A 26,444-nucleotide genomic window follows, 5' to 3' on the forward strand; every position below is an offset into this window, starting at 1 on the left:
TTTCTTGCTGGATCGTTCAGAGATGGATCCCCTTTCCGATATCCTTGCGCTGTTGCAGCCAAAAAGCGTCGAGACCTATGGCGTCATGTCCGGCGGTGAATGGGCGCTCGACTTTCCGCGCAGCTATGAAGGCATCAAGTTCGGCGCAGTGGCCCGCGGCGGATGTTTTCTAAGGGTCTCCGGCGAACCGGCGCCATTCCGGCTGGAGGAGGGCGATTGCTACCTCCTGACCGGGCAGCCCTATTGGCTGGGCAGCCATCTCTCGCTCGCGGGGATCGATGCCCGCACGATCTTTGTCGATCTGAAGATGCGTGTTGCCCGGCATGGCCCTCATGACGATACGTTCCTGGTCGGTGGCCGCCTGATGTTCGATGCCAGTCATCAGATATTGCTGACCGGCGCACTTCCCGCAGTGATGCATATTCCGGCAGCCGCTGATGAAGCCGCCGTGCTGCGCTGGACGCTGAAACAATTGGCGAAGGAACTGACGGAGCTGCGGCCGGGCGGTCTGCTGATGTCAGAGCATCTCGGCCATATCCTCTTCGTCAATGCGTTGCGTCTGCATATGGCGGCAGAGGGTGAGGTGGCGCCGGGTTGGCTGAAGGGGTTGAACGATCCGCGGATCGGCAGGGCGTTGCGGGCGGTGCATGCCGAACCGGCAAGGCGCTGGACGCTGGAGGTTCTGGCTAAAGAGGCCGGCATGTCGAGAACCGCCTTTGCTCTGCATTTCAAAGCCCTGGTCGGCTGGCCGCCGCTCGATTATCTTCTCCGCTGGCGCATGCGGCTGGCGGCCCGCGCGCTGCTGTCGCCGGAGCGCAACCGCTTGTCCGATATCGCACTATCTGTCGGCTATGAGTCGGAAAGCGCCTTCAGCGCGGCTTTCAAGCGCGCCATGGGCTGCGCGCCGAAGCACTATCAGGGTAGGGCGAAACAACCTGCGTAGTACGAAAAAAGCCGGTGGAGCTACCACCGGCTTTTCTTTGTCTTCGCGAAGTGCTTGCTCAGCCCTCGAAAAATTCCTTCATCCGGGCAAAAAAGCCCGTCGATTCAGGATTGTTCTCCTTCGAGGAGAGCTGCTCGAATTCCTGCAGCAGCTCGCGCTGGCGCTTGGAGAGCTTCTGCGGCGTCTCGATCTGGATCTGGATGTAGAGATCACCCGTCTGGCTGGAGCGCAGCACCGGCATGCCCTTGGCCTTCAAGCGGAACTGTTTACCCGCCTGCGTACCTTCAGGAACGGTAACGCGCGACTTGGTGCCGTCGAGCGTCGCCACATCGAAAGTGCCGCCAAGTGCTGCCGTCGTCATCGAGATCGGTACGGCGCAATAGAGATCGGCTCCATCGCGCTGATAGAACTCATGCGGCTTGACCGACAGGAAGATGTAGAGGTCGCCCGCAGGCCCGCCACGCGTGCCTGCCTCGCCTTCGCCCTGCAGGCGGATGCGGGTGCCGTCCTCGATCCCGGCCGGGATGTTCACCGAGAGCGAACGCTCTTCCGTCACACGGCCCTGGCCATGGCATTTGGTGCATGGGTCGGGAATGATCGTGCCGCGGCCATGGCAGGTCGGGCAGGTGCGCTCGATCGAGAAGAAGCCTTGAGCCGCGCGCACACGGCCCGAACCCTGGCAGGTGCCGCAGGTCTTCGGCTGCGTACCCGGCTTGGCGCCCGAACCCGAACAGACATCGCAGGTGATCGACGTTGGAACGCGGATCTGCGCCGTCTTGCCGGAGAAGGATTCTTCCAGCGTGATTTCCATGTTGTAGCGAAGGTCTGCGCCACGCTCGCGGCCACCCGAAGAGCGTTGCCGTCCGCGGCCGCCGCCCATCATCTCGCCGAAAATATCCTCGAAGATATCGGAAAAACCGCCGCCGCCGGCAAAGCCGCCACCGCCGCCGCCAGGCCCCATGCCGCCGTGTTCGAAGGCTGCATGGCCATAGCGATCGTAGGCCGCGCGTTTCTGCGGGTCCTTGAGCGTCTCGTAGGCTTCGTTGATTTCCTTGAACTTGACTTCGGCGCTCTTATCGTCCGGGTTCTTGTCCGGATGATACTTCATGGCCAGCTTGCGGAAGGCGCTTTTCAGCTCTTTCTCATCCGCCGTTTTGGCGACGCCCAGAGTTTCGTAAAAGTCCGCTTTTGCCAATTTAAACCCCGGAAATGGATTTCCGGCTGCCGTCAGGCAGCCGGATCACAGTGTTTAGCATAACCGCTTTGTCGCGAATTACGCGGACTTCTTGCGGTCGTCGTCTTTGACTTCTTCGTAGTCGGCATCGACGACGTTGTCATCACCCGCGGAAGCATTAGCCGTGCCCGCTTCAGCCTGCTGCGATTCGTAAATCGCCTGGCCGAGCTTCATGGAAACTTCCATGAGCGTCTGGGTCTTCGCCTTGATGTCTTCGGCGTCCGGCTCGGTGGCTTCGATCGAAGACTTCAGCGCGGCAATCGCGTCGGAGATCGCGGTGCGGTCGGCTTCCGAAACCTTGTCACCGTAGTCTTTCAGCGACTTCTCGCTGGAGTGAACGAGGCTTTCGGCCTGGTTCTTGGCTTCTACGGCTTCGCGGCGCTTCTTGTCGGCTTCGGCATTGGCTTCAGCGTCCTTGACCATCTTCTCGATGTCGGCGTCGGAGAGACCACCAGAGGCCTGGATGCGGATCTGCTGTTCCTTGCCGGTGCCCTTGTCCTTGGCTGAAACCTGCACGATGCCGTTCGCGTCGATGTCGAAGGTGACTTCGATCTGCGGAACGCCACGCGGTGCCGGCGGCAGGCCAACGAGGTCGAACTGACCGAGCAGCTTGTTGTCCTGCGCCATTTCGCGCTCGCCCTGCGAAACGCGGATGGTGACGGCCTGCTGGTTGTCGTCAGCGGTCGAGAAGGTCTGGCTCTTCTTGGTCGGGATCGTGGTGTTACGCTCGATCAGACGGGTGAAGACGCCGCCGAGAGTTTCGATGCCGAGAGACAGCGGGGTCACGTCGAGAAGCAGAACGTCCTTGACGTCGCCCTGCAGAACGCCGGCCTGGATGGCAGCGCCGAGTGCGACGACTTCATCCGGGTTGACGCCCTTGTGCGGCTCCTTGCCGAACAGCTGCTTGACGACTTCCTGCACCTTCGGCATGCGGCTCATGCCGCCGACGAGGACGACTTCATCGATCTCGGCAGGGGTGACGCCGGCATCCTTGAGGGCGGCCTTGCACGGTGCGATCGTGCGCTGAACGAGATCGTCGACCAGGCTTTCGAACTTGGCGCGGGTCAGCTTCAGCGTCAGGTGCTTCGGGCCGGAAGCGTCTGCCGTGATGAACGGCAGGTTGATTTCGGTCTGCTGCGAGGACGACAGTTCGATCTTCGCCTTTTCCGCAGCTTCCTTGAGGCGCTGCAGGGCAAGCTTGTCGTTCTTCAGGTCGATGCCCTGATCCTTCTTGAACTCATTGGCAAGATATTCGACGAGACGCATGTCGAAGTCTTCACCACCGAGGAAGGTGTCGCCGTTGGTCGACTTCACTTCGAAGACGCCGTCGCCGATTTCGAGAACCGAGATATCGAAGGTACCGCCACCCAAGTCGTAAACGGCAATCGTCTTACCGTCCTTCTTGTCGAGACCGTAGGCGAGCGCTGCTGCCGTCGGCTCGTTGATGATGCGCAGTACTTCAAGACCGGCGATGCGGCCGGCATCCTTGGTTGCCTGGCGCTGGGCGTCGTTGAAGTAGGCCGGAACGGTGATGACGGCCTTTTCGACCTTTTCACCGAGGTATGATTCGGCGGTTTCCTTCATCTTCTGAAGGATCATCGCGGAAATCTGTGCGGGCGAATAGCCCTTGCCCTGAGCTTCGACCCAGGCGTCGCCGTTATCGCCCTTGGCGATATTGAACGGAACGAGACCCTTGTCCTTTTCGACGGTCGGATCGTCGTAGCGGCGGCCGATCAGGCGCTTCACTGCGAAGAGGGTGTTCGTAGGGTTGGTGACGGCCTGGCGCTTTGCCGGCTGGCCGACGAGGCGTTCGCCATCATCGGAGAATGCCACCATGGAAGGGGTCGTACGCGCGCCTTCCGCATTTTCAATGACCTTCGCGTCCTTGCCGTCCATGACAGCGACGCAGGAATTTGTCGTTCCGAGGTCGATACCGATTACTTTTGCCATGTCATTTACTCCTTGAAGCAAGCTGTCGGAACCCTTGGTTAAGGCATTTCCCTGACAGCCCCTTGGGGGATGGGGGTCTTCGAACTAACGCAATCGTGATTGCGGTGATGCGGCGTATATAAGGAGCGGTTTTCGGGACTGCAAGGCGAGAAATAGCCCGAAATCCAGCAAAACGAGCGTGTTGTCTTCAATTTTTACAGTAGCCGGAAAACAAAGGTTTTCGGCTGCACGGCAGCGTAACTGCGCGTTGCAGGTCGTCCCTTTCTGCCTCTACTGTCCCATGATCAGATCAAGCAGCGTTGTGCGCCGCGGCTGGCCCTGATGCACCGGCTGCCCTTGACCGATATCGCCAGGCGGAACCGCGCCGTCATAGCCGTCGTCGGGCCCGATATCGCCGGGAGGAAGAGGGCCGCCAGAGGCTTGTTGCTGCTGCACGGGCGCCGGCGGATATTGCTCGGACGAGCCGCCACCGAACACACCGGAAATGATGCCGCCGATCGTCGAAGGCTGCTCCTGCATCGGCTGCGGTTCGCCCTGCGCCATCGGCTGGTTGGCGGTCGCGTTCGGGTCGGCAACGAACTGGCCGCTGCCGAACAGCGGTGCCGGCGACAGCCCCTTATGCGCCGCGATCATGAATTCCTGCCAGGCCTTGGCCGGGAGCCCGCCGCCCGTCACCTTCTTCATCGGCGTGCCGTCGTCATTGCCGAACCAGACGCCCGTCGTCAGGTTGCTGGTAAAGCCGACGAACAGCGCATCGCGCGAATTCTGCGTCGTTCCCGTCTTGCCGGCCGCCTGCCAGCCGGGAATTTTTGCGCTGCGACCGGTGCCGAACTCGATCGTGCCCATCATCATCGCGTTCATATTGGCAGCGATGGCCTCGGAAAGCACACGTGGCGGATTGTCGTAAGTGTTTTCGTAGAGCACCTTGCCTTCGGCCGTCGTCACCCGGCGGATCACATGCGGCGTCGCCTTGTAACCGCCGTTCATGAAGGCGGCATAGGATGCGGTCAGTTCTTCCAGTGTCACTTCGGATGTTCCGAGCGCTATCGACGCATTGGACTGAAGTTCGGTTTCGACACCCAGCCGGTGTGCCAGCTTGATCACCTGGTCGGGGCCATCATACATCACGAGCTGGGCTGCAACGGTGTTTAGCGACTTCGCGAGCGCCGTCGCCAGAGTCACTTCGCCGTTATATTTCTTCTCGTAATTCTCGGGCGTCCAGTTGCCGATGCGGATCGGCGCGTCGTTGAAGACGGAAGCTGGTGTCAGGCCCTTCTCGAGCGCCGCCGCATAAACGAATGGCTTGAAGGAAGAGCCGGGCTGGCGCTTGGCCTTGACCGCGCGGTTGAACTGGCTTTCGGCATAGTCCTTGCCGCCGACCAGCGCCCGAATTGCGCCGGTGCCGTCGATAGAAACGAGGGCGGCCTGCGAGGCATCGAGCTTGACACCCTGCTTCGACAGGATGTCGTTCAGCGCCTCGTCTGCCTTCTTCTCCAGCCCCTTGTCGATCGTCGTGTCGACGATCACGTCTTCCTTGACCGCGCCGCCGATCAATCCGGGCAGCTCGTCCATAACCATGTCGGCGACATACTGGCCGGCGCCCGACCAGTAGCTCTTGGCCTTGGCGGGGGTCTGCGACATCGCCGTCTTGACTTCGTCGTCGGTAATATAGCCCTGGTCGCGCATCGCCTGCAGCACCACCTGGGCGCGGGCATTGGCGGCTTCCGGATCGCGTGCCGGAGAAAGTCGCGTCGGCGCCTTCACCAGGCCGGCGAGCAGCGCCGCTTCACCAAGGTTGACGTCACGGGCCGACTTGTTGAAGTAACGGCGGGCAGCGGCCTCGACGCCATAGGCGTTCGAGCCGAAATAGACGCGGTTCAGATACATCGCAAGGATCTGGTCCTTGGTGTATTTCTGCTCCAGCCAGAAGGAGAGCAGCACTTCCTGCACCTTGCGTTCCAGCGTCCGGTCTGGCGACAGGAAGAGGTTCTTGGCAAGCTGCTGCGTCAGTGTCGAGCCGCCCTGGATCGGCTGTCCGGTCAGATTGTTCACGAAGGCGCGGGCAAGGCCCATCGGGTCGACGCCGAAATGCGAATAGAAGCGCCGGTCCTCAATCGCCACGATCGCCTGCGGAATGTAGGGCGACATCTGCTCCAGCGGCAGCGCTTCGCCGCCGGTCGCGCCACGATTGGCAATCACGCTGCCATCGACCGAGGTGATCTTGACGTTTGGCGGGCGGTCCGGGATCGACCAGGTGCTGGCGCTCGGCATGCGTGAGCCATAATAGAAGACCAGTCCGGCCACGCCGATACTGGCCCAGATGCCGAGCACGATGCACCAGTAGATCAGCCGGCGCAGCAATGCGAAAAGCCCGCCGCCCTCACGCTCAGGCGGCTCGCGCCTGTCGCGACGCTTACGTTCGGGCGCGCGGCTGCGCGATGGTTTGGGGGATGGAGCGGAGCTGCGTTTTGCGCCGCGGCGGCCGTCGATACGGTCTTCGTCATCGAGCGCAAAATCGTCTTCGTCGTCCTCACGGCGGTCGCGGCCGCTGAAGGACGGTTCAATTCTGTCGCGTGATCTGCTTTTGCCTGCCATTCCGGACCGGTCGTACCCTTTGCCGCCCGCATTTCATTCGTCACGCGGAGCTACCCGATTGAATTGTAAATACGGCGATTTAAGGGGGCGTTAACATTATTGGATGAAGCCATTTGACGCGGTTCGAGCTCTCGCTTTTGCGCATAGCTGCCATTCGTTGCGAATGTCATGAAACTGACATATATGCCGCCATGTTGCGCCCAAGAAAAAAGCAATAAGCGTAATGCATAGGCATTTGTCATGAGCATCGATCTCAATAGAATTGAAGAAACCCGTCTGCGGGAAATCTGGAGCGTCCACGATTTTGCCCGGCAGTACCGTCTCACCAAGATGGAAGAGAGCCGGCTGAAGATGCTTCACGGCCCTTTTGCAGCGATGCAGGATCTCGTCGCGGCGCATAAGAGTGTCGTCATCTGGTAATTGGGAACCTTTAGGCGTCCCGGCTGTTTCTTCTGCAGCGGGACAGCCCCTCACGTTCCGCTTAAGGTCGGCCGTCCCCCCTCAATACGTGCCGATCGAAATCAGGCCCGGTGTCTCCTTCGGAGCGCCGGGCTTTTTTCGTTCAGCCTCTTCGGCAAACAGAAAGGGCGGCATCGCTGCCGCCCTTGGAATTAATTGTTGCAGCTCGGATCGTCAGGCTGGCACGCCCCGCGCGGCGGTCTGCGGCGGTCGTTGTCATTGTTATTGACGTCGCCGTGCTGCATGATGCCCCTTAGATTGTCGCGCAGACGCTGGCGGGCGGCATCATTGTTGTTTTCGCGGGCGTCCGGTTGACGGTCGGATTGCGGGCGGCGGTTCTGATCGCCGTCATCCCGTCTGCGGTCGGGGCCGCGGTTGAAATCCGGGCGCGGGTCCCCGCCGCGATCAAAGTCCGGGCGGCGATCGAAATCTGGCCTCCGGTCGAAATCAGGGCGCCGGTCAAAATCCGGACGGCGATCGAAATCGGGGCGCCTGTCGAAATCCGGGCGGCGGTCAAAGTCGCGGGGCGGTGGCGGGCGGTAGAATTCCGGGCCGCGGCGCCAACGGTCACGATCGCGATAGAAATCGCGGTTGCGATAGTACCGGTCCCAATAGTTGCCGACGCTGAAGACCACGGTCGGAATGCCGAGCGGTCGGTAATATTCCGGCCCCACATAGACGCGGCGGCTCTGATAGAGCGCCTGGACATAGCGTCCAGCGACCCAGCCGCGTCCGCCGTAGAACTCGACGTCGCACCACGGGACATCGGCAAGGCAGCCATGAATTTCAACGGATTCGCCAGCAGGGATGACGACGACTGCCGGATAGCCGGTGCTCGGCCCGGCCCGCATGTTGACGTTGGCAGTCGCATAGCCTTCGGCGGCTTGCGCGATTGCCGGGGCAAGCAGAAGCAGCCCCGTTGCCGCGATCCTGAGAAGCGTGTTTCGCACGTTTCAACTCCCTATTGGGCGCGGCAAAGCCGACGCCTATATGTTCTCCAGCCGGCTTGGGGCCGGCATCAGACAAAGCTAGAGCGCTTGCCGGCTTTTATGAGGCGGCGTGCATTCACGTTGTCTTTCAAAGGCTTGTAATGTGTTTCCGATGAATGCAGCTTGAACGGCGGCGCAAAATCGCGGTGTCTTGAAAAGCGGTGTACGGATACCGATATAAAGTTCAAGAGATCGCAGCCCGGACGCGGCGAAGGCACGAGATGCCTGACGCGTTCTGATGCGAGGGTGAAACGCCTTAATGGTTTGTTAACCTTTCCGGATCAGTCTGGCTGCAATATCTGCTTCCTCCTTGACCACGGATGTACTGGCACCGAAGTGAAGCAGATGACGAAAGGCCGGTTTTTGCCGGCCTTTTTGTCTGTCTGGATGGCGCGCGCTCTTTCGAGCTGCGCGCCTTTTCTGTCTTAAGCCAGTGCTTCCAGGATGCGCACCCAAGAGCGGATGCCCTTGTGGTAGGAGGCAAGCTCGTACTTCTCGTTCGGCGAGTGGATGCGGTCATCGGCAAGGCCGAAGCCGACTAGCAGCGATTCCATCCCGAGCATCTTCTGGAAATCGCCGACGATCGGGATCGACCCGCCCATGCCGATGACGACAGCCGGCTTCGGCCACTCGTCGGACAGCGCGTTCTTCGCCTTGGTGATGACAGGCGAATCGTAGGACAGGTGGATTGCCGGAGAGGCGCCGTGCGGGTGAAACTCGACCGAGCAGTCGGCCGGGATCTTCGAGCGGATATAGGCGCGGAACGTCTCGCGAATGGCGGCCGGATCCTGTTTGCCGACAAGCCGGAAGGAGATCTTGGCCGAGGCCTTGGCAGCGATGACGGTCTTGAAGCCTTCGCCGGTGTAGCCGCCCCAGATGCCATTGACCTCAGCCGTCGGCCGCGCCCAGGTAAGCTCCAGAACCGAACGGCCTTTTTCACCTGATGGTACGGAAAGGCCGACCTGACCGAGGAAGCTCTCGGACGTCTGTCCGAGCTTGTCCCATGACGACTTGATGTTCTCAGGTGTTTCCTCGACGCCCTCGTAGAAATTCTCGAGCGTGATGCGGCCGGTCTGGTCATGCAGACCCGCCAGCGCTTCCGTCAGGATATGGATCGGGTTGGCGGCAGCACCGCCGAACAGGCCCGAATGCAGGTCGCGGTCGGCAGCCGTGATGACGACTTCCTCGCCGACGAGGCCGCGCAGGGCAGCGGCGATCGCCGGTGTCTCGTGGTCCCACATGCTGGTGTCGCAGACCAGCGCATAGTCGGCCTTCAGCTCGGCGGCATTGGCTTCCAGGAACGGCTTCAGCGACGGCGAACCAGACTCTTCTTCGCCTTCGAACAGGATAGTGACGCGGCAGGGCAGCGCACCGTTGATTTCCTTATAGGCGCGGCAGGCCTCGACGAAGGTCATCAGCTGACCCTTGTCGTCGGCGGTACCGCGGCCAGTCAGGATCTTGCGGCCGTTGCCGGCATCCTTGATCGCCGGTTCGAACGGATCGTTTTCCCAGAGCTCGATCGGATCGACCGGCTGCACGTCATAGTGACCGTAAAAAAGTACATGCGGCGCATTTGGTGTGGCGCCGTCGTGATGGGCGACCACCATCGGATGGCCGGGCGTGTCACGGACCGAAGCCTCGAAGCTCAGCGTCTTCAGATAGGCGACGAGCCATTCCGCCGCCTTGCGGCAATCGGCCTTGAAAGCCGGATCCGTCGATATCGATTTGATGCGCAGCAACTCAAACAGCTTGTCGAGGCTTGAATTGAGATTCTGGTCGGCGCGCGAAAGCACCGGTGTGACGTCAGTCATTTCCGACTCCTCTTGAAATTCCGGCCGGACGATAGACCAAAGGCCAGCGGGTTTCGAGGAGAAAAAGCTATGTCGTTCAGTGGTCGCTTCTCGCAGGTCCGGCGAGTGTCCCACTTTGGCAATGTGTAATAAATGGAGAGAAAGAAATCACTAATGCAATTTACGGTTATTTAGCAAACACTAAATAGCTTGGCTGGAAACGCGGTGAGGTGACCAATGTTTTCAGTGATTGCTTGCGTCAGGGATTACCACGATTGGCGCCTTGTCGGGGCGGCCGCCATTGTTTGCCTCGTCGGCAGCCTGGCCACCATGCTGCTGCTTTCGCGCGCTCAGGAGTGCGACGCAGGGCAGCGGCGTTTGTGGATCACCGCCTCGGCTTTTGCCTGCGGCATCGGCATCTGGGCAACGCATTTCATTGCCATGCTCGCCTATGACGGCGGCCTGCCGATCAGCTACGGGCTTGGTCTCACCGGTCTTTCGGTCGTGCTGGCGATCGCCGGCTCCTGGGGCGCGATCCTCGTCGCTTCGGAAGGGACAAGCGGCTACTCCTTCGCCTCAGGCGGCGTGCTGATGGCGCTGGCGATTGCCACCATGCACCTGACGGGCATGCAGGCGATCGAAGCGCAGGCAACGATCGAATACGATCCCTATGTCACGCTCGCCGCCGTCGTTACCGGTGCCGGCCTGGCGACACTGTCTTTCCTGACCTTTTTCAAGCTGACGGGCGCAAAGCGCATCGTCATCTCATCACTGATTTTCGTGCTGTCGATCTGCGCACTGCACTTCACCTCGATGAGCGGCATCGTCCTTGTTCCCGATCCGGCCAAGGACGTTGCCCAAATGACGATCGCAACCGATGTCCTGGCAGCCATCATCATGGCTGTATCGACCGGGCTGATCCTTGTCGCGCTCGGCGCAGTCTTCCTCGAAAGCCACCTCACCGACCTGCGCGGCCTCGCCAACGCCTCGCTTGAAGGCCTGCTGATCCTGCGCGACGGCCGGATCATCGATGCCAATGAGCGGTTCCAGGAGATGTCCGGCTGGAAATTCACCGAGCTTCAGGGAAATGTCCCCGATGTGGTCTTGATCTCCCATAGCGCCGACGGCGAAGGGCATCGCGAGATGCTGCTGATCGCCCGCGACGAAACCGAAATATCCGTCGAGGTAGTGGCCAAGAAGATCGTCTATCGCGGACGCGGCTGCGAGGTGCTGGTGATCCGCGATCTCACGGAGCGCAAGCGTGCCGAAGAGATGATCGAGCATCTCGCCCATCATGACGTGCTGACCGACTTGCCGAACCGCTCGCTGTTCGATACCCGCATCCGCCAGGCGCTGCAGATCGCCCACCGCAAACGCAGCCAGGTCGCTGTCTTCTGCCTCGACCTCGATCGGTTCAAGGCGGTCAACGATATCTTTGGCCATGCAGAGGGTGACCGTATCCTGTGCAAGGTCGCCGCGATCCTCAAGCGTTGCGCCGCCGATGGCGAAACGGTGGCACGCCTTGGCGGCGACGAGTTCGCGATCATCCAGCCCGGAAAGCAGCCGGAGGCCGCCCGCCGGCTGGCGGCCCGCATCCTTGATGAATTCGCTGCCGGAATGGACACGACGCGCGATCCGACCGCAGTCGGCGTCAGCATCGGGATCGCGCTCTTCCCCTCCGACGGAACGACTGCGGAGGATCTCTGCAACAATGCGGATACGGCGCTCTATCGCGTCAAGCATGCGGGCCGCGGCAGCGCCTGCTTCTTCGATGCGGAGATGGACGAGGCGGTGCGTGCCCGACGCCAGATCGAAAACGATCTGCGCCACGCGATCATCCGCAATCAGATCCATGTGAGCTACCAGCCGATCCTCGACACCAGGACGGGTGAAATCAACGGCTACGAGGCGCTGATGCGCTGGAACCGGCCTGGCCATGGCATGAGCGAACCCAATATCTTTATCCCAATCGCCGAGGAGAGCGGCACGATCGTCCAGCTTGGCGAATGGGTGCTGCGGCAGGCCTGCATGGAGGCGGCGCGCTGGCCTGATCCGCTATCCATAGCCGTCAATGTTTCTCCGGTGCAGTTCATGCTGCCCAATCTTTACGATCAGATAGCCGGCATTCTAACGGAAACCGGGCTTGCCCCCGCCAGGCTGGAGCTGGAGATCACCGAGGCCGCACTGGTGCGCGATCGTACCCGTGTCATGGCAACGCTGGTCAGGTTGCGAGAACTCGGCGTCAGGATCGTCATGGACGATTTCGGAACCGGTTTCTCGTCGCTGAGCAACCTCAGGACTTTCCCCTTCGACAAGATCAAGGTCGATCGCAGCTTTACCGGCGCGCTTGAACATGACGCCGCGGCGCGCTCGATCGTCCGTGCGATCATCGGGCTCGGTCATAGCCTCGGGATGCCCGTTGTAACCGAAGGGGTCGAAACCGAAGTGCAGCGCCAGATCGTAATGGACGAAGGCTGCGCGCAGGTGCAGGGGCTGTTGCTTGGCAAGCCGGATATCGAACCCAGCATCAAGGCGGCGGCGCGCGAGAGCTTCCTCTCCGCCCAGACGGGAACCGAGGTGCTGAAAATTCACCGCACGGCCACGCGTCAGGGGTAATGCTCAGATCTTCTTGGCGTTCTCCAGAAGCCGGCGGATATATTCCAGCATCAGTTCGCGCTCGAAGGTCTTGAAGCCGTCGAACAGCGCCAGATCCGCTTCGCGGGCCGTATCGACCGCCTCGTCCCGCATCGCCTGCGCTTTGGGCGTCAGGAATATCAGCTGGGCCCGCTTGTCGGAAGGATGCGGACGCCGCTCGATCAGCCCGTCGCGAACCATGCGCGACAGGGTATTGGCCATCGTTGCCTGCTCGATATCGACCCGCTCAAGAAGCTTTTTCTGCGTCAGGCCATCCTCGGCCCACAGTTCCAGCAGGATTGGAAACTGGCCGGGAGAAAAGCCGAGACGCCCCGCGCGCTGCTGCAGCGAGCGGGCGAAACCCTTCGCCAGCTGGCTGGCAAGGTAGGCTCCCGAATCCATGCGATTAAATCCCATGATTGTAGTTAGGCCCAAAAGCGCGGCTGAAACAATGCAACAAATCGCATGCGATGGATCAAAAGATGCCTTTTTGCTTCAGATTTATCCATTGATGCAGAAAACAAAGCCGCCATGGTCTGGAGGTTGACCATGGCGGCTCAAAAATGGGGACAAAGGCCCGGAGAGGGGAATGAGGCCTTTGTCCAAGTCTGATGCGGCGGGGGACAAGCCGGGTATCAGACCCGCGGCGCGATCAAACGCCGGTGACTTTGATTTGTGATCTGGAATGTGGTTTTTCAAGGGAACGCGAATAAGCCGCCGATTACAAATTGGTAACAGTTCGGTGAAGGGGTGAATCCCGGATGCCACAGAACTTTATATGGATTTCGCGATGCCTCCACGCTATCCATGCTGCCATGAAAAAAGGCGATCATCTCTTCCTCGTAGACGGCTCCGGCTTCATCTTTCGCGCATTCCATGCGCTGCCGCCGCTGACCCGCAAATCCGACGGTTTGCCGGTTGGCGCCGTCTCCGGCTTCTGCAATATGCTGTGGAAGCTCCTGACCGACGCGCGCGACACCTCGGTGGGGGTGACGCCGACGCATCTCGCGGTCATCTTCGACTATTCCTCGAAGACCTTCCGCAAGGATCTCTACGACGCCTATAAGGCCAACCGCTCGGCGCCGCCTGAGGAGCTGATCCCGCAATTCGGCTTGATCCGCCAGGCAACCCGCGCCTTCAACCTCCCCTGCATCGAGACCGAAGGTTTCGAGGCCGACGACATCATCGCCACCTATGCCCGCCAGGCCGAGGCCACGGGCGCCGATGTGACAATCGTCTCCTCGGACAAGGACTTGATGCAGCTGGTGACGCCGAATGTCCACATGTACGACAGCATGAAGGACAAGCAGATCGGCATCCCTGACGTCATCGAGAAATGGGGCGTGCCGCCGGAGAAGATGATCGACCTGCAGGCGATGACCGGCGATTCGGTCGATAACGTCCCGGGCATTCCCGGCATCGGCCCGAAGACTGCGGCGCAGCTGCTGGCCGAATATGGCGATCTCGATACGCTTCTGGAGCGTGCCCACGAGATCAAGCAGGAAAAACGCCGCCAGACGATCATGGAGAACGCCGACAAGGCGCGTCTTTCGAGGGAGCTCGTGCGGCTGCGTCTCGACGTTCCGCTGGAGCTCAAGGTCGAGGATCTGGTGCTTGAGCCGCAGAACGGTCCGAAGCTCATCGGCTTCCTGAAGACCATGCAATTCACGACCCTGACGCGCCGCGTCGCCGAAGCCTGCGATTGCGATGCCAATGCCATCGAGCCGGCAGAAGTGGCCGTCGAATGGGGTGCCGCAGCGCACGGCCCGGATCTCGATGTGGCGGAGCCCGCCCCGGTTGCCGGCGGTATTCCGGATGTAGCCGGCGCCTCCGTTCCGGTGCCGGAGAAAGCCAGGGCCGCTGCGGTCGAGGGTGCCTTCGTTGCTGCCGATCTTGCCAAGCAGCGCGCCGAAGCCTTCGCTGCCTTGCCGTTCGACCATTCGGCTTATGTGACGATCCGTGATGTCGCGACGCTCGATCAGTGGATCGCCGCTGCGCGCGATACCGGCCTCGTGGCTTTCGACACCGAAACGACGTCGCTGGATGCGATGCAGGCCGAGCTCGTCGGCTTCTCGCTAGCGATTGCCGACAACGCCAAGGATCCGACAGGCGTGTCGATTCGTGCCGCCTATGTGCCGATCGGGCACAAGACCGGCGTCGGCGATCTGCTCGGTGGCGGGTTGGCTGAAAACCAGATCCCGATGCGCGATGCGCTGCCGCGGCTGAAGGCCCTGCTCGAAGACGAATCGGTTCTCAAGATCGCACAGAACCTGAAATACGATTACCTGCTGATGAAGCGCTACGGCGTCGAGACGAAGAACTTCGACGACACCATGCTGATTTCCTACGTCCTTGACGCCGGCACCGGGGCCCACGGCATGGATCCGCTGTCTGAGAAGTTCCTCGGCCACAAGCCGATCGCCTACAAGGACGTCGCCGGAAGCGGCAAGTCGAACGTCACCTTCGATCTCGTCGATATCACCAGGGCAACGCACTACGCCGCCGAAGACGCGGATGTCACCCTGCGCCTCTGGATGGTTCTGAAGCCGCGGCTCGCCGCCGCCAAGCTGACGACGATCTACGAGCGTCTGGAGCGTCCTCTCCTGCCCGTTCTCGCCCATATGGAAGAGCGCGGCATCACCGTCGACCGTCAGATTCTCTCGCGCCTCTCGGGCGAGCTGGCGCAGGGCGCTGCACGCCTCGAGGACGAAGTCTACACGCTGGCGGGCGAGCGCTTCAACATCGGTTCGCCGAAGCAGCTGGGCGATATCCTGTTCGGCAAGATGGGCCTCGAAGGCGGCACGAAGACCAAGACCGGCCAGTGGTCGACATCGGCAAGCGTTCTCGAAGACTTGGCCGCGGCCGGCTTCGAGCTGCCGCGCAAGATCGTCGACTGGCGCCAGCTGACCAAGCTGAAGTCCACCTATACCGACGCGCTTCCGGGATACGTGCATCCGCAGACCAAGCGGGTCCACACGTCCTATTCGCTGGCCTCCACCACGACCGGCCGACTTTCGTCGTCGGAGCCGAACCTTCAGAATATTCCGGTCCGCACTGCCGAAGGTCGCAAGATCCGCACGGCCTTCATCTCGACGCCGGGGCACAAGCTGATCTCGGCCGACTACAGCCAGATCGAACTGCGCGTGCTGGCCCATGTCGCCGATATCCCGCAGCTGACCCAGGCATTCGCCGATGGCGTCGATATTCATGCCATGACCGCCTCGGAGATGTTCGGCGTTCCTGTCGAAGGTATGCCGAGCGATGTCCGCCGCCGCGCCAAAGCAATCAATTTCGGGATCATCTACGGCATTTCGGCCTTCGGTCTTGCCAATCAGCTGTCGATCGAGCGTTCCGAGGCGGGCGACTACATCAAGAAGTATTTCGAGCGCTTCCCCGGCATCCGTGACTACATGGACAGCCGCAAGCAGATGGCCCGCGACAAGGGCTATGTCGAAACCATCTTCGGCCGGCGAATCAACTATCCGGAAATCCGCTCGTCCAATCCGTCGGTGCGCGCCTTCAACGAGCGCGCTGCGATCAACGCGCCGATCCAGGGCTCGGCTGCCGATGTCATTCGCCGGGCGATGATCAAGATGGAACCGGCGCTTGCCGAGGCCGGTCTGGCCGATCGTGTGCGCATGCTGCTGCAGGTACACGACGAACTGATCTTCGAAGTCGAGGACGCCGACGTCGAGAAGGCCATGCCGACCATCGTCTCCGTTATGGAGAATGCCACCATGCCGGCGCTGGAAATGCGCGTTCCGCTCAAGGTTGATGCGCGCGCGGCTAGCAACTGGGACGAAGCGCACTGAGCGCTTCGTCCGATATTTGCAAAGATTTTTCTTAAAGATCCAAGTCTTTGATTCCGTTTGATTTACGGCAAAATGCGCGTGGCATTTTAATGCGGAAGGAAGGAACTTATTAACCTTCCTTTTCTAATCCGTTCAGGTCGGTAATTTGAGTGAGCAGCAGGTCGCATGCGTTTTCCCAGAACGAACTTGACGGATGCCGCGGAGATTTCTGCGGAAGTTGACGCGCATCAGGATGAAGACGGCACAGGTGAGCGCCCGGCGCCGCCAATCTGGCAGAGCAATTTTTCGCTGGCGCCGAATGTCCGGTTCACCCGTACGCCGGAGAACCTGCTGCGCCGCACCCCGCCTGAAATCCCGCAGCTGGATGAGCCTGTAGAGGTCGTCGTCGCCGAAGCGGCTCAGGCCGTGGAAAGCCGTACGCCGATCCTCGTCGATGTCCCCTTCGACGCGCACGCCCCGCAGCCCGCGCCAGCCGTCCGCGCCCCGCTGCCGCCGGTGACCCGCGTGGCGGCGCAGCCTGTCGTCAGGCCACCGTTGCTGCCCATCGTCCGCACACCGGTCCAGCCCGCTGCACCCGTTCACGTTCCGTCTTTGCCGGAAGCGCCTGTGGCGGCAGGGCCTTATCATGCCGCCGGTGAGCTTGCCTCGATTTCGGACTTCGCCTTCTGGGAGGTCATGGCCTTCGAAGAGGGCGCTGCACCTGCCGCGCCGCAGTTCCACCCGGTTCCGATGCCGAAGGTGGAGGTATCCGCCGAGTCGATCATCGCCAATTTCCGCGTCATGGAATGGCACCCGCACCGGCGCATGGAAGCGGCGCCTGCCGCCGCCCCATCTGCAATCGCACCGGCGCCGATCGCGGCACCGGCGCCCGCTGCGCCAGCCGCCTTGGCCGCCCCGCCCCAGGCAAAGCCGGTTCAACCGGCGGCACCCGTGCCACAGCCGGCACCGGTAGAAGCCCGCACGCAGCCGATCGCACCGATCCCGGTCCGCACACCCTCCGTCGCCCCGGTGACGATGCCGGCGCAGCGTCTGGCTGTTGCAAAGCCTGCTGCCGCGAAGGTCGATGCATCCGGCTACGAATTCCCGCCGAACGAGTTGTTGCAGCAGCCGCCGGAGCGCCTGGGCGAAATCATGACCCAGGAAGCGCTCGAGCAGAACGCCGGCCTCCTGGAAAGCGTGCTCGAAGATTTCGGCATCAAGGGCGAGATCATCCACGTCCGTCCCGGCCCGGTTGTCACCCTCTACGAATTCGAGCCGGCGCCCGGCGTGAAGTCGTCGCGTGTCATCGGCCTTGCCGACGATATCGCCCGTTCGATGTCTGCCCTTTCGGCGCGCGTTGCCGTGGTGCCTGGGCGTAACGTCATCGGTATCGAACTGCCGAACCAGACGCGCGAAACGGTCTATTTCCGCGAAATGATCGAAAGCCAGGATTTCGCCAAGAGCAGCTACAAGCTGGCACTCGGCCTCGGCAAGACGATCGGCGGCGAACCTGTCATCGCCGAGCTCGCGAAGATGCCGCATCTGCTCGTTGCCGGCACCACCGGTTCGGGCAAGTCCGTTGCCATAAACACCATGATCCTGTCGCTGCTCTATCGCATGTCGCCGGAACAGTGCCGCCTGATCATGGTCGATCCGAAGATGCTGGAGCTGTCCGTCTATGACGGTATACCGCACCTGCTGACCCCCGTCGTGACCGATCCCAAGAAGGCCGTGATGGCGCTGAAATGGGCGGTCCGCGAGATGGAAGAGCGCTATCGCAAGATGTCGCGTCTCGGTGTGCGCAATATCGACGGCTATAACGGCCGCGTCGCACAGGCCCGCGAAAAGGACGAGACCATCCACATCATGGTCCCCGTCGGCTTCGACAAGGGCACTGGCGCGCCGATAGAGGAACAGCAGGAGCTGGACCTGACGCCGATGCCTTACATCGTGGTCATCGTCGATGAGATGGCCGACCTGATGATGGTCGCCGGCAAGGATATCGAAGGCGCGATCCAGCGTCTGGCACAGATGGCGCGTGCCGCGGGTATCCACCTGATCATGGCGACGCAGCGCCCCTCGGTCGATGTCATCACCGGCACGATCAAGGCGAACTTCCCGACCCGCATCTCCTTCCAGGTGACGTCGAAGATCGACAGCCGCACCATTCTCGGCGAGCAGGGTGCGGAGCAGCTGCTCGGCCAAGGCGATATGCTGCACATGCAGGGTGGCGGCCGCATCGCCCGCGTCCACGGTCCCTTCGTCTCCGATCTCGAGGTCGAAAAGGTCGTGGCACACCTGAAGACGCAGGGCCGTCCGGAATATCTGGATACGGTCACGGCGGGCGACGAAGAAGAAGAGGAAGCCGAAGACAGCGCCGTCTTCGACAAGAGCGCCATGGGCGCCGAGGATGGCGACGAGCTCTATCAGCAGGCGGTCAAGGTCGTACTGCGTGACAAGAAGTGCTCGACCTCCTACATCCAGCGCCGCCTCGGCATCGGCTACAACCGCGCCGCATCGCTGGTGGAACGCATGGAAAAGGAAGGCCTCGTCGGCCCGGCAAACCATGTCGGCAAGCGTGAAATCGTCTCGGCGCGGGGCGAGGGCGAGTAGGTATGCGGCTGCAGCGCCGGTTTAACGGCGCTGCAATTCAGCGAGGCGCACCGTCTCGCAGACAAACTCCGTCTTTCCGCCGGTATAATAACCCCAGTCGTCCTTTGCCTCGCCCATCAGCCGCAGCTTCAGCGCGGCATAGGCGGCCGCCCTTTCGGGATGTGTCCTGAGATAATCGCGAAACAGGATGCGGTCGCGCAGCACGTGGTTCTCCAACGTGCAAAGATATAGCCGCGCCCCATAGGTCTTGCCGCTCGTGAACGTCCAGCTCTGATCGTTATACTTGTCGCCGTGATAGGTGTAACCGGGCACCGCCTGCATCCGCTCGACGGCCGTGGCGACGATATCCAGATCTGCAAAGGCTGCATGCAGATCGATCTTCGGCTTTGCCGCCAGTCCGCGAACGGATGTGCTGCCGACATGGTGGAACACCGGTGCCAACCCGGCGAACACCGGCGCGAGTTCGGCGCTCACCTGCGCAAAGAGATCCGGCCAACTGTCATCGTAGGGTAGGACGACGATGGCCATGGGATCTCCTTCGATCAGCCCACTTCCGCGAGGAAGCCGTTCAGCGTATCGACGATCTTGCGTTCGGCCTCGGCCAGCGTCCCGCTATTGTCGAGATCGGTGACGTCGTAGTCGCCGCGAACCGTCAGCGAGCCGCGGGCGAGACGGGCCATGATGTCTTCATGGGTTTCGCGGCCGCGGGCTTCAAGTCGGCCTGCGAGCACCTCAGGCCGGGCCGTGACGTTGATCACCTTGAGACGCGGGAAGGCGGCCTGGAAGTGGTGCAAGGCTGAGCGTGATCCGTTGGCGATGACCAGGTGTCCCTTGCCGAGCGCCACGGAGACCTCGGCCGGAATGCCGTATTTCAGGCCATGCGCTTCCCACCAGACGGCGAAGCTGCCGGATTGCTCCATCGAGGCAAAGCCGGCATCCGAGACGGAAAGATGGTCCTCGCCGCCGGCATCGCCATCACGGGTGATGACGCGGCGGACGAAATGCACGTCGGGACGGCTGCCGAAATGCTGGGCAGCGACGGCGATCAGCGTATCCTTGCCGGCGCCGCTCGGGCCGACAACGACGACCATGATGCCGCGTTCACTGCCGGGAACGGCGTGAGGTTCGTGCGACGGGATCATGCGACACGGCGTCCTTCGCGCCAGACGGAACGGGTGACCGGCACGCCTTCGTCACGGAAGACGCGCACCAGATCGGCGCGCAGCCCGGTGGCGATCCGGCCGCGGTCGTCGAGGCTGACGGTGCGGGCCGGCGTCGATGTGACCATGGCAATCGCCTTCGGCAGCGAAATGGATTCAACCTCATCGGCGATGATGAAGGGCGCATAGAGCATGCTGAGCGGCACATAGTCGGAAGACAGCACATCCAGAACGCCGCGCTCGGCCAGATCGCGGGCGGCGATATTGCCGGAATGCGACTTGCCGCGCACGATGTTCGGCGCGCCCATCAGGACGCTCATGCCGTGCTCGTGCGATGCCTTGGCAGCGTCGAAGCTCGTCGGGAACTCGGCAAGGCGCACGCCGTTCTCGATCGCCTCGTCCACATGATCGAGCGTCGCGTCGTCGTGGCTGGCAATCGTGATGCCGCGTTCCTTGCAGATCTTGGAAATGGCGATGCGGTGGGGCGTGGAGTTGCGGGCGGATTCGGCAAGCCGCTTCTCGATGAACTTGGCAAACACCTCGTCGGAGAGGCCGCGCTTCTTCTGATAATAGAAGATGTACTGGTCCATGGTCTGGAACTGCCGCTGGCCGGGGGCGTGGTCCATCAGCGAGACGAGACGGACATAGGGGTCGTTCTCGAAGTCGGCGAAATGCTCCATGACGTTGTCGGCCGAGACCTCGCAGCGCAGATGCAGCAGATGCTCGGCCCGCAGGCGGCCTTCCTGCTCGGCCTTCTGGATGGCGTCGGCCATGTCGCGCATCTCGCCGCGATCGAAGCCGCCATCCTCGTCCGCGCCCATGCGCAGGCAGTCGAAGACGGTGGTGATGCCGGAGGTGACGATCTGCGCATCATGCGCCTGGATCGCTGCCGTCTTGTGCCAGCGCAGGCCGGGGCGTGGCGAATAGTGGCCTTCGAGGTGGTCGGTATGCAGTTCGACGAGGCCGGGGAGCAGGTAGTCGCCCTCGAAGTCCTCGCCATAGGCCGAGTTGCCCTCGGAAATGTCGGCGATCTTGCCGTCGCGGATCAGCAGCGAGCCGTGAAGGATGTCATCCTCGAGAATGATGCGGGCGTTGGAAAGCACGGTCTCTTTTGTCATTGCATCGTCTTTCAGCGTTTGGTGCCGGTAAACGGCAAAAGGCTATGAACCTTGAAATCGGCGCCGCGTGTCTCCTCGGTGAAGACGGCGATGCCGGAAATGGAAAGCGGACGTCCGGTGAAAGCGCCAAAACGCCGCTCCAGGATCGATTTCATCAGCGCCGAGCGCTCGTCCGGAACCTGGCCGGTCAGTGTCATGTGGAAGCCGAAATCGTCCATGACATAGGGGTAGCCCCAGCGCATCAGATTGGCTCTCTGGCTTTCCGTCAGCTTCTCCGGCTTGCGCCTGGCAATATCGGCCTCGGACAGGGCGGCACGCAGCGGCTCGAAGGACTTTACCACGCTTGCGGCAAAATCCTGAAGCGGCGGATGCAGCGAGCCGGGCACGAGTGCGAAGAACCGGCCAAGCTGGCCGAGCACCAGTTCGGGGATTTCGAAGGCAGGTGTGCGGGCCGCGAAGTCCTCGACCACGGCCATCAGGTCGCTCTCGGTGACAGAGGAGGCAAGCGCGAATGGCGCCTTGATCGTCGCGTGGAAGCCGTAGCGGCGCGGGTCTGCTGTCAGCGCCAGTTGCTCTTCGGCAGGAAGCCTCGCCTCTTCGGGAGCCGGGTAAGTTTCGCCGGAAAACGCATCGCGGCCGAGCCATTCGGCAGCCGCCCGCGTCAGGAAATCATCCTGCGGCGGCGTGAAATAGAGAGCGTATCGCAAAGGTCTTGTCCCGGGAAAACGTCAGAAACAGGGGTCGTAATCTCAGTGATTTGACCGCGGACTGCAAGCTCGTTCCCGGCTAAAAGATTTCCGTGACAGAATGATGATGACGCCGTGGCGCCATAATCTTTTTAATGCGTCTTGCTGCCCATCAGCCGGTGGCGAAGCGCGTTCGAGGCCATGTCGAATAGGAAGACGACGATCAGGATCAGGATGACCATATAAGCGACGTTCTCCCAGTTGGAGTTCGTGCGCATCGCTTCCCAGAGCTTCAGGCCGATACCGCCGGCACCGACGGCGCCGATGATCGTCGCGCCGCGGACATTCGATTCCCACTGGTAGAGCGTCTGGCTGACGATGACGGGGACGATCTGCGGGATGATGCCGTAGCGATGCACGAGCATCGTCGAGGCACCGGTCGATTTGATGCCTTCGCGCGGCTTGTTGTCGATATTCTCGAGGCCTTCCGAATAGAGCTTTCCAAGCGTGCCCGTCTCCGTCAGGAAGATGGCGCCGGAACCGGCAAGCGGCCCCGGGCCGAAAGCACGGGTCAGGAACAGCGCCCAGATCAGCATGTCGACCGAGCGCAGGAAGTCGAAGAAGCGCTTCAGCACTTGGTTCAGCAGCCGGTTCGGCGTGATGTTGCGCGCCGCCAGGAAAGCCAGCGGGAACGCCACCAGCGAGCCGAGCAGGGTGCCGAGGAAGGCCATGACAATGGTCTGGAAAAGCTTGGTCCAGACGTCGCCGTGCTGCCAGGCCGAATTGTTCCAGATATTGTCGAAGGCAAGCGAGATGTTCGACTGGCTGGGGTCGAGGCGCGGGCCCGATACGATCAGGCTCAGAACTTCGGCGGCCGGCTTGTCGAAGAAAGGGGAATGCGTATCGAAGACGAAATTCGCCCAGCCGAGGAAGCGCTTTCGCACCTTCACGCGGTCGGAGGCGATGCTGACGTCACCGGCAAAGCCGAGATCGGCAAGCACGTTGTCGTCATAGACGGTCATCCACGGCGGCACTTCGCCGACGACCTTCGGGGCGCCGGATGAGAGATCGACGGGAACGCTGATGCCATGAGCGTTGACTGTCGTCATTGCCTTGGTGACCACGACCGTGCGGTTCGTGCCGCTGACGAAAACGGTGACGCTGCCGGGTTCGTTCTTCACCCAATCAGGATGCGGATCGTCGCCGAGTGGCGAGAAGCGCGGGTAGCGCGTCTCGATCGAGCCGTCCTCTTGAATGCGGAATTCGGGCTGTACGTCGTAGCTCACCCATTGGCTGAGATAGATGCCGACGCGCTCCCAATGGGCTTCGGCGAGTAGCTTCGGAAGGTCGAAGAACCAGACGGCATAGAGACCATAGAGCAGCGTCGCGATAACGATCAGCAGGGCACCGAACCGCTGGCGGAACGAGCGGTGGAAATATTCGGGATAGCGCGCCTCGATCTCGTGCATCCGGTTTGCGTCGATCACCGTCATGGCGGGCCTCAATGTTGCAGAAGGAAAGCGTGCTCGCCGACCAGACGGCGGCGCAGCCATGCGGAGAACTGATCGACGGCAACAATCGTTACGAAGAGCAACAGCACGAGAGCCACCGTCTTGGCGCCGAAGCCGCGCGAGATCGAAAGCTTCAGCTCCTCGCCGATGCCGCCGCCGCCGACCGCGCCGATGATGGTCGAAGCACGCACGTTGATCTCGAGGCGCAGCAGCGCGTAGGAGGCGAAGTTCGGCATGACCTGCGGCATGGCGGCGAAACGGACGCGCTCCAGCCAGTTGGCGCCGACCGCCTTCATGCCTTCATCCGGTTTCATATCGATGTTTTCGACGACTTCGTAAAACAGCTTGCCGAGCGCGCCGATCGTATGCAGCGACACGGCAATGATCGCGGCCACCGGACCGATCGAAAGGATCGCGGAAAACAGGCCGGCGATGACGATCTCCGGAAAGGCGCGCAGGAATTCCATCACCCGCTTCGAAAACACCCGCAGCGGCCAGTTCCTGGTCAGATTGCGGGCGGCAAAGAAGCTCAGCGGCACCGCGAAGATGAAACCGATGATCGTCGAAACGAGCGCGACGTTGATCGTGATGATCATCAGCTCGAAATATTCAGGAATGTAATAGTCGCCGAAAACATAGACCCGGCCCTTGGCGAAGTTGAACTCCTCACCGCCCTTGTCGTTCGGGCTCGCCAGATCGAACAGCGCGCGCCAGACGTCGTGCCAGTCCTTCGGGATCAGCCAGCTCAGGAAGTCGAAGAGATGCGGAAGGCGGTCGAAGAAGTGACCGGCGTTGCTTTCGTCGGCGAAGCGCACCGAGCTGACGAAGGCGATCAGAAGCAGGATCAGACCGATGCCGGTATAGAGACGGCGGCGCGCCACCATGCGGCCCCAGGCATCGCCAATCTCTCGGCTGCTCTGCTGGGTTTCATGCGTGTGGATCCGGGAATCGGCAAGGGTCATGACGTGTCCGCTTCTTCGCAGGAAAAAGGGCGGCCAATGACGGCCGCCCCCAATGAATGCCAGTCGATCAGCCGCCGATGGCAGCCTTACGAACGTCTACAACGGCGTTGTAGAATTCGTGCGTGACAGGCGCGTAGCCCTTGTAGTCGCCGCCTTCGATGGCGGTGAAGCACTTGTGGTCCTTCTCCGGCAGAGCCGTGAAGAAGGCAGCCAGCTTCTTCTGCCACTCTTCGCCGAGCTCGTTGCGAACGACGAGCGGGCCGTTCGGGATCAGCGGCGAGCGCCAGACTTCGACCAGCTTGTTCGGGTCGACGGCGCCCTTGTCGACTTCCTTGCGGAAGGTGCCCGAGGTGTAGCCGTCCTTGAAATCGCCGAGGCCCGAGGAGTCGTCGACAGCAACGTCGACCTTGCCGTCATAGGCAGCGAGAAGGTTGTTCTCGTGACCGCCGTTGAACTGCGTGGAGGCGAAGAACTGGTCGTTCGGCATGCCCGTGTCCTTCGGGATCTGCGTCAGCGGAACGAGGTAGCCCGAGGTAGAGTCCGGATCGGCGTAGCCGAGCTTCTTGCCCTTGGCGTCGGCGATTGTCTTGATGCCGGAGGACTTCAGTGCGAGACCGATCGAGTAGTAGCCGGTCGAGCCGTCCTTCTGCTGCGTGGTCAGGATCGGGGTAACGGCCTTTGCGTCCTTCAGGTAGACGGCTGCATAGCCGGAAGCGCCGAGTTCTGCGAAGTCGAGCGTGCCGCCGAGGAGACCCTGGATAACGCCGTCATAGTCGGCGGCCGGGAACAGCGAAACCTTTTCGAAGCCGAATTCGGTCTTCAGGTGGTCGGCGAGGCAGGCGTAGTTACGCAGGCGGTCGGTTTCGTTTTCGCCACCGAGAATGCCGACGCGGAATTCCTTGAGGTCTGCAGCATGCGAAACGCCGGAAAGCGCGAAAAGCGCCGTCGCGGCAAAGAGTGCTTTCTTCAACATGGTACTCTCCTGATTGACCGGTGTCCCCGGTGGTCTCTCTTGATACGAAGAACTGTGCCCTTGACGCGGGCTCTCGATCGCAGCCGTCTCGCTCAGAGACCGGCCAGCGCCAGCGGTTGGAGGCCGGCGGATTGATGGGCGGCAGCTGCCGCCGGAATGTTGATCGATGTCGACGTCATGGTTTCGTCGATACCGGCGCCGTCCTTGTCGGTGCCGTAGATTTCCTTGACTGCAGAGGCATCGAGGTCGCCGGGCTTTCCATCGAAGACCACGCGGCCGCCGGCCATGCCGACGATCCGTTCGCAATAGCTGCGGGCGGTGTCGAGCGTGTGCAGGTTGGTGATGACGGTGATGCCTTCGCGCTCGTTGATGTCGCGCAGCGCGTCCATGACGATCTTCGCGTTCAGAGGGTCGAGCGAGGCAATCGGCTCATCGGCGAGAACCATCTTCGGCTTCTGCATCAGCGCCCGGGCAATCGCCACGCGCTGCTGCTGGCCACCCGAAAGCGTACCGGCGAGCTGCAGCGCCGTCTGTTCGATACCAAGGCGCTCCAGAGCGGCGATCGCATGGATGCGCTCTTCGCGGCTGAAGATGCTAAGCAGCGAGAGCATCGTCGGACGATGGTTCAGGCGGCCGAGCATCACGTTCGTCAGCACATCGAGACGCGGCACCAGATTGAACTGCTGGAAGATCATCGCGCAGTCGCGCTGCCAGTTGCGAAGCGCCTCGCCGCGCAGCGACGAGACTTCCACGCCGCCGAAATGAATGGAGCCGGAGGTCGGCTCCTGCAGGCGGTTGATCATCCGGAGAAGAGTGGACTTGCCGGCACCCGAACGGCCGATAATGCCGACCATCTGCCCTTGCGGAATATCGAGCGTGACGGAATCCACTGCCAGCTTTTTGCCAAAACGGCGGGTGACATTCTTCAGCTCGAACATCATGCTCTTCCTTGCAATCCGGGACCTTCGTCTCGCAGTGCATTATTCCCGCTTGATGAACCTCCAATGTCAGTTTTGTGTAATGACTGTCACAATCG

The 26,444-nt window shown here is 61.6% G+C and carries 19 protein-coding genes; 5 read left to right on the top strand and 14 right to left on the bottom strand.

Translation table 11 applies throughout. The features are described from left to right. Nucleotides 1-22 precede the first annotated feature (22 nt). Nucleotides 23-943 carry an AraC family transcriptional regulator gene (locus tag AC1DNK_RS00280; RefSeq protein WP_477938736.1) on the top strand — a complete coding sequence of 307 codons (921 nt, stop codon included), beginning with the start codon at nucleotides 23-25 and terminating at the stop codon, nucleotides 941-943. 58 nt (nucleotides 944-1,001) lie between these two features. On the opposite strand, the gene dnaJ is transcribed toward AC1DNK_RS00280, so the two are convergent. The 3 genes from dnaJ to AC1DNK_RS00295 all read right to left on the bottom strand — a co-directional run bounded on the left by dnaJ (nucleotide 1,002) and on the right by AC1DNK_RS00295 (nucleotide 6,722). Next, nucleotides 1,002-2,138 carry a molecular chaperone DnaJ gene (gene dnaJ, locus AC1DNK_RS00285; RefSeq protein WP_112385036.1) on the bottom strand — a complete coding sequence of 379 codons (1,137 nt, stop codon included), beginning with the start codon at nucleotides 2,136-2,138 and terminating at the stop codon, nucleotides 1,002-1,004. 78 nt (nucleotides 2,139-2,216) lie between these two features. Beyond that, nucleotides 2,217-4,127, bottom strand: coding sequence for a molecular chaperone DnaK (gene dnaK / locus AC1DNK_RS00290; protein WP_477938737.1), 1,911 nt, complete (start codon nucleotides 4,125-4,127; stop codon nucleotides 2,217-2,219). A 270-nt stretch (nucleotides 4,128-4,397) separates the two neighbouring features. After that, a complete protein-coding gene (locus tag AC1DNK_RS00295; RefSeq protein WP_477938738.1) occupies nucleotides 4,398-6,722 on the bottom strand; it encodes a transglycosylase domain-containing protein in 2,325 nt (774 codons plus the stop codon). A gap of 240 nt (nucleotides 6,723-6,962) precedes the next feature. Between AC1DNK_RS00295 and AC1DNK_RS00300 the strand changes: the two genes are divergently transcribed. Next, entirely contained in the window at nucleotides 6,963-7,142 is a 180-nt protein-coding gene (locus AC1DNK_RS00300; RefSeq protein WP_112385039.1) for a hypothetical protein, read from the top strand. Nucleotides 7,143-7,333: 191 nt separating this feature from the next. On the opposite strand, the gene AC1DNK_RS00305 is transcribed toward AC1DNK_RS00300, so the two are convergent. Both AC1DNK_RS00305 and AC1DNK_RS00310 read right to left on the bottom strand, forming a co-directional pair. Further along, nucleotides 7,334-8,131, bottom strand: coding sequence for an SH3 domain-containing protein (locus AC1DNK_RS00305; RefSeq protein WP_477938740.1), 798 nt, complete (start codon nucleotides 8,129-8,131; stop codon nucleotides 7,334-7,336). Between the two features lie 464 nt (nucleotides 8,132-8,595). Then, nucleotides 8,596-9,981 (bottom strand): dipeptidase, encoded by a 1,386-nt coding sequence (locus AC1DNK_RS00310; RefSeq protein ID WP_477938742.1) that lies wholly within the window; start codon nucleotides 9,979-9,981, stop codon nucleotides 8,596-8,598. A 216-nt stretch (nucleotides 9,982-10,197) separates the two neighbouring features. Here AC1DNK_RS00310 and AC1DNK_RS00315 point away from each other — a divergent pair, with 216 nt between their 5' ends. Then, nucleotides 10,198-12,576 (top strand): bifunctional diguanylate cyclase/phosphodiesterase, encoded by a 2,379-nt coding sequence (locus AC1DNK_RS00315; RefSeq protein ID WP_477938744.1) that lies wholly within the window; start codon nucleotides 10,198-10,200, stop codon nucleotides 12,574-12,576. A 3-nt stretch (nucleotides 12,577-12,579) separates the two neighbouring features. Here AC1DNK_RS00315 and AC1DNK_RS00320 read toward each other — a convergent pair whose 3' ends face one another. Continuing rightward, nucleotides 12,580-12,996 carry a MarR family winged helix-turn-helix transcriptional regulator gene (locus AC1DNK_RS00320; protein WP_112385043.1) on the bottom strand — a complete coding sequence of 139 codons (417 nt, stop codon included), beginning with the start codon at nucleotides 12,994-12,996 and terminating at the stop codon, nucleotides 12,580-12,582. A gap of 413 nt (nucleotides 12,997-13,409) precedes the next feature. On the opposite strand from AC1DNK_RS00320, the gene polA reads away from it, so the two are divergent. After that, on the top strand, nucleotides 13,410-16,406 hold the full coding sequence (gene polA / locus AC1DNK_RS00325; protein ID WP_477938746.1) for a DNA polymerase I: 2,997 nt from the start codon (nucleotides 13,410-13,412) through the stop codon (nucleotides 16,404-16,406). Nucleotides 16,407-16,571: 165 nt separating this feature from the next. Continuing rightward, a complete protein-coding gene (locus tag AC1DNK_RS00330; protein ID WP_477938747.1) occupies nucleotides 16,572-18,998 on the top strand; it encodes a DNA translocase FtsK in 2,427 nt (808 codons plus the stop codon). A 21-nt stretch (nucleotides 18,999-19,019) separates the two neighbouring features. Here the strand turns inward: AC1DNK_RS00330 and AC1DNK_RS00335 are convergent, their stop codons facing one another. From AC1DNK_RS00335 to phnC, 8 genes are all read right to left on the bottom strand, one after another. Further along, complete coding sequence (locus AC1DNK_RS00335; RefSeq protein WP_477938748.1) at nucleotides 19,020-19,526, bottom strand: GrpB family protein; 507 nt, start codon at nucleotides 19,524-19,526, stop codon at nucleotides 19,020-19,022. A 14-nt stretch (nucleotides 19,527-19,540) separates the two neighbouring features. After that, nucleotides 19,541-20,140 (bottom strand): phosphonate metabolism protein/1,5-bisphosphokinase (PRPP-forming) PhnN, encoded by a 600-nt coding sequence (gene phnN / locus AC1DNK_RS00340; RefSeq protein WP_112514267.1) that lies wholly within the window; start codon nucleotides 20,138-20,140, stop codon nucleotides 19,541-19,543. Further along, nucleotides 20,137-21,276: an alpha-D-ribose 1-methylphosphonate 5-triphosphate diphosphatase gene (locus tag AC1DNK_RS00345; RefSeq protein ID WP_477938749.1), complete on the bottom strand. Its 1,140-nt coding sequence runs from the start codon at nucleotides 21,274-21,276 to the stop codon at nucleotides 20,137-20,139. Before AC1DNK_RS00345 ends, phnN begins: the two co-directional genes overlap by 4 nt. An 11-nt stretch (nucleotides 21,277-21,287) precedes the next feature. Beyond that, on the bottom strand, nucleotides 21,288-21,983 hold the full coding sequence (locus AC1DNK_RS00350) for a DUF1045 domain-containing protein (protein WP_477938750.1): 696 nt from the start codon (nucleotides 21,981-21,983) through the stop codon (nucleotides 21,288-21,290). 131 nt (nucleotides 21,984-22,114) lie between these two features. Then, nucleotides 22,115-23,455, bottom strand: a complete 1,341-nt coding sequence (phnE, locus tag AC1DNK_RS00355; protein ID WP_477938752.1) for a phosphonate ABC transporter, permease protein PhnE — start codon at nucleotides 23,453-23,455, stop codon at nucleotides 22,115-22,117. 8 nt (nucleotides 23,456-23,463) lie between these two features. Next, entirely contained in the window at nucleotides 23,464-24,435 is a 972-nt protein-coding gene (phnE, locus tag AC1DNK_RS00360; RefSeq protein WP_477938753.1) for a phosphonate ABC transporter, permease protein PhnE, read from the bottom strand. 67 nt (nucleotides 24,436-24,502) lie between these two features. Then, the gene (gene phnD / locus AC1DNK_RS00365) at nucleotides 24,503-25,408 is read right to left on the bottom strand and encodes a phosphonate ABC transporter substrate-binding protein (RefSeq protein ID WP_112385052.1); all 906 of its coding nucleotides are present in this window, start codon (nucleotides 25,406-25,408) and stop codon (nucleotides 24,503-24,505) included. Between the two features lie 92 nt (nucleotides 25,409-25,500). Then, nucleotides 25,501-26,346, bottom strand: a complete 846-nt coding sequence (gene phnC, locus AC1DNK_RS00370) for a phosphonate ABC transporter ATP-binding protein (protein ID WP_310293605.1) — start codon at nucleotides 26,344-26,346, stop codon at nucleotides 25,501-25,503. Nucleotides 26,347-26,444 lie beyond the last annotated feature (98 nt).

Source organism: Rhizobium sp. 01N424 (assembly GCF_056399485.1).

What these genes read in the sequence shown, in the direction of transcription:
- AC1DNK_RS00280 (WP_477938736.1), top strand. Translation starts at nt 23, where the DNA reads ATGGATCCCCTTTCCGATATCCTTGCGCTGTTGCAGCCAAAAAGCGTC.
- dnaK (WP_477938737.1), bottom strand. Translation starts at nt 4,127, where the DNA reads ATGGCAAAAGTAATCGGTATCGACCTCGGAACGACAAATTCCTGCGTC.
- AC1DNK_RS00295 (WP_477938738.1), bottom strand. Translation starts at nt 6,722, where the DNA reads ATGGCAGGCAAAAGCAGATCACGCGACAGAATTGAACCGTCCTTCAGC.
- AC1DNK_RS00300 (WP_112385039.1), top strand. Translation starts at nt 6,963, where the DNA reads ATGAGCATCGATCTCAATAGAATTGAAGAAACCCGTCTGCGGGAAATC.
- AC1DNK_RS00310 (WP_477938742.1), bottom strand. Translation starts at nt 9,981, where the DNA reads ATGACTGACGTCACACCGGTGCTTTCGCGCGCCGACCAGAATCTCAAT.
- AC1DNK_RS00315 (WP_477938744.1), top strand. Translation starts at nt 10,198, where the DNA reads ATGTTTTCAGTGATTGCTTGCGTCAGGGATTACCACGATTGGCGCCTT.
- AC1DNK_RS00320 (WP_112385043.1), bottom strand. Translation starts at nt 12,996, where the DNA reads ATGGATTCGGGAGCCTACCTTGCCAGCCAGCTGGCGAAGGGTTTCGCC.
- polA (WP_477938746.1), top strand. Translation starts at nt 13,410, where the DNA reads ATGAAAAAAGGCGATCATCTCTTCCTCGTAGACGGCTCCGGCTTCATC.
- AC1DNK_RS00330 (WP_477938747.1), top strand. Translation starts at nt 16,572, where the DNA reads ATGCGTTTTCCCAGAACGAACTTGACGGATGCCGCGGAGATTTCTGCG.
- AC1DNK_RS00335 (WP_477938748.1), bottom strand. Translation starts at nt 19,526, where the DNA reads ATGGCCATCGTCGTCCTACCCTACGATGACAGTTGGCCGGATCTCTTT.
- phnN (WP_112514267.1), bottom strand. Translation starts at nt 20,140, where the DNA reads ATGATCCCGTCGCACGAACCTCACGCCGTTCCCGGCAGTGAACGCGGC.
- AC1DNK_RS00345 (WP_477938749.1), bottom strand. Translation starts at nt 21,276, where the DNA reads ATGACAAAAGAGACCGTGCTTTCCAACGCCCGCATCATTCTCGAGGAT.
- phnE (WP_477938752.1), bottom strand. Translation starts at nt 23,455, where the DNA reads ATGACGGTGATCGACGCAAACCGGATGCACGAGATCGAGGCGCGCTAT.
- phnE (WP_477938753.1), bottom strand. Translation starts at nt 24,435, where the DNA reads ATGACCCTTGCCGATTCCCGGATCCACACGCATGAAACCCAGCAGAGC.
- phnD (WP_112385052.1), bottom strand. Translation starts at nt 25,408, where the DNA reads ATGTTGAAGAAAGCACTCTTTGCCGCGACGGCGCTTTTCGCGCTTTCC.
- phnC (WP_310293605.1), bottom strand. Translation starts at nt 26,346, where the DNA reads ATGTTCGAGCTGAAGAATGTCACCCGCCGTTTTGGCAAAAAGCTGGCA.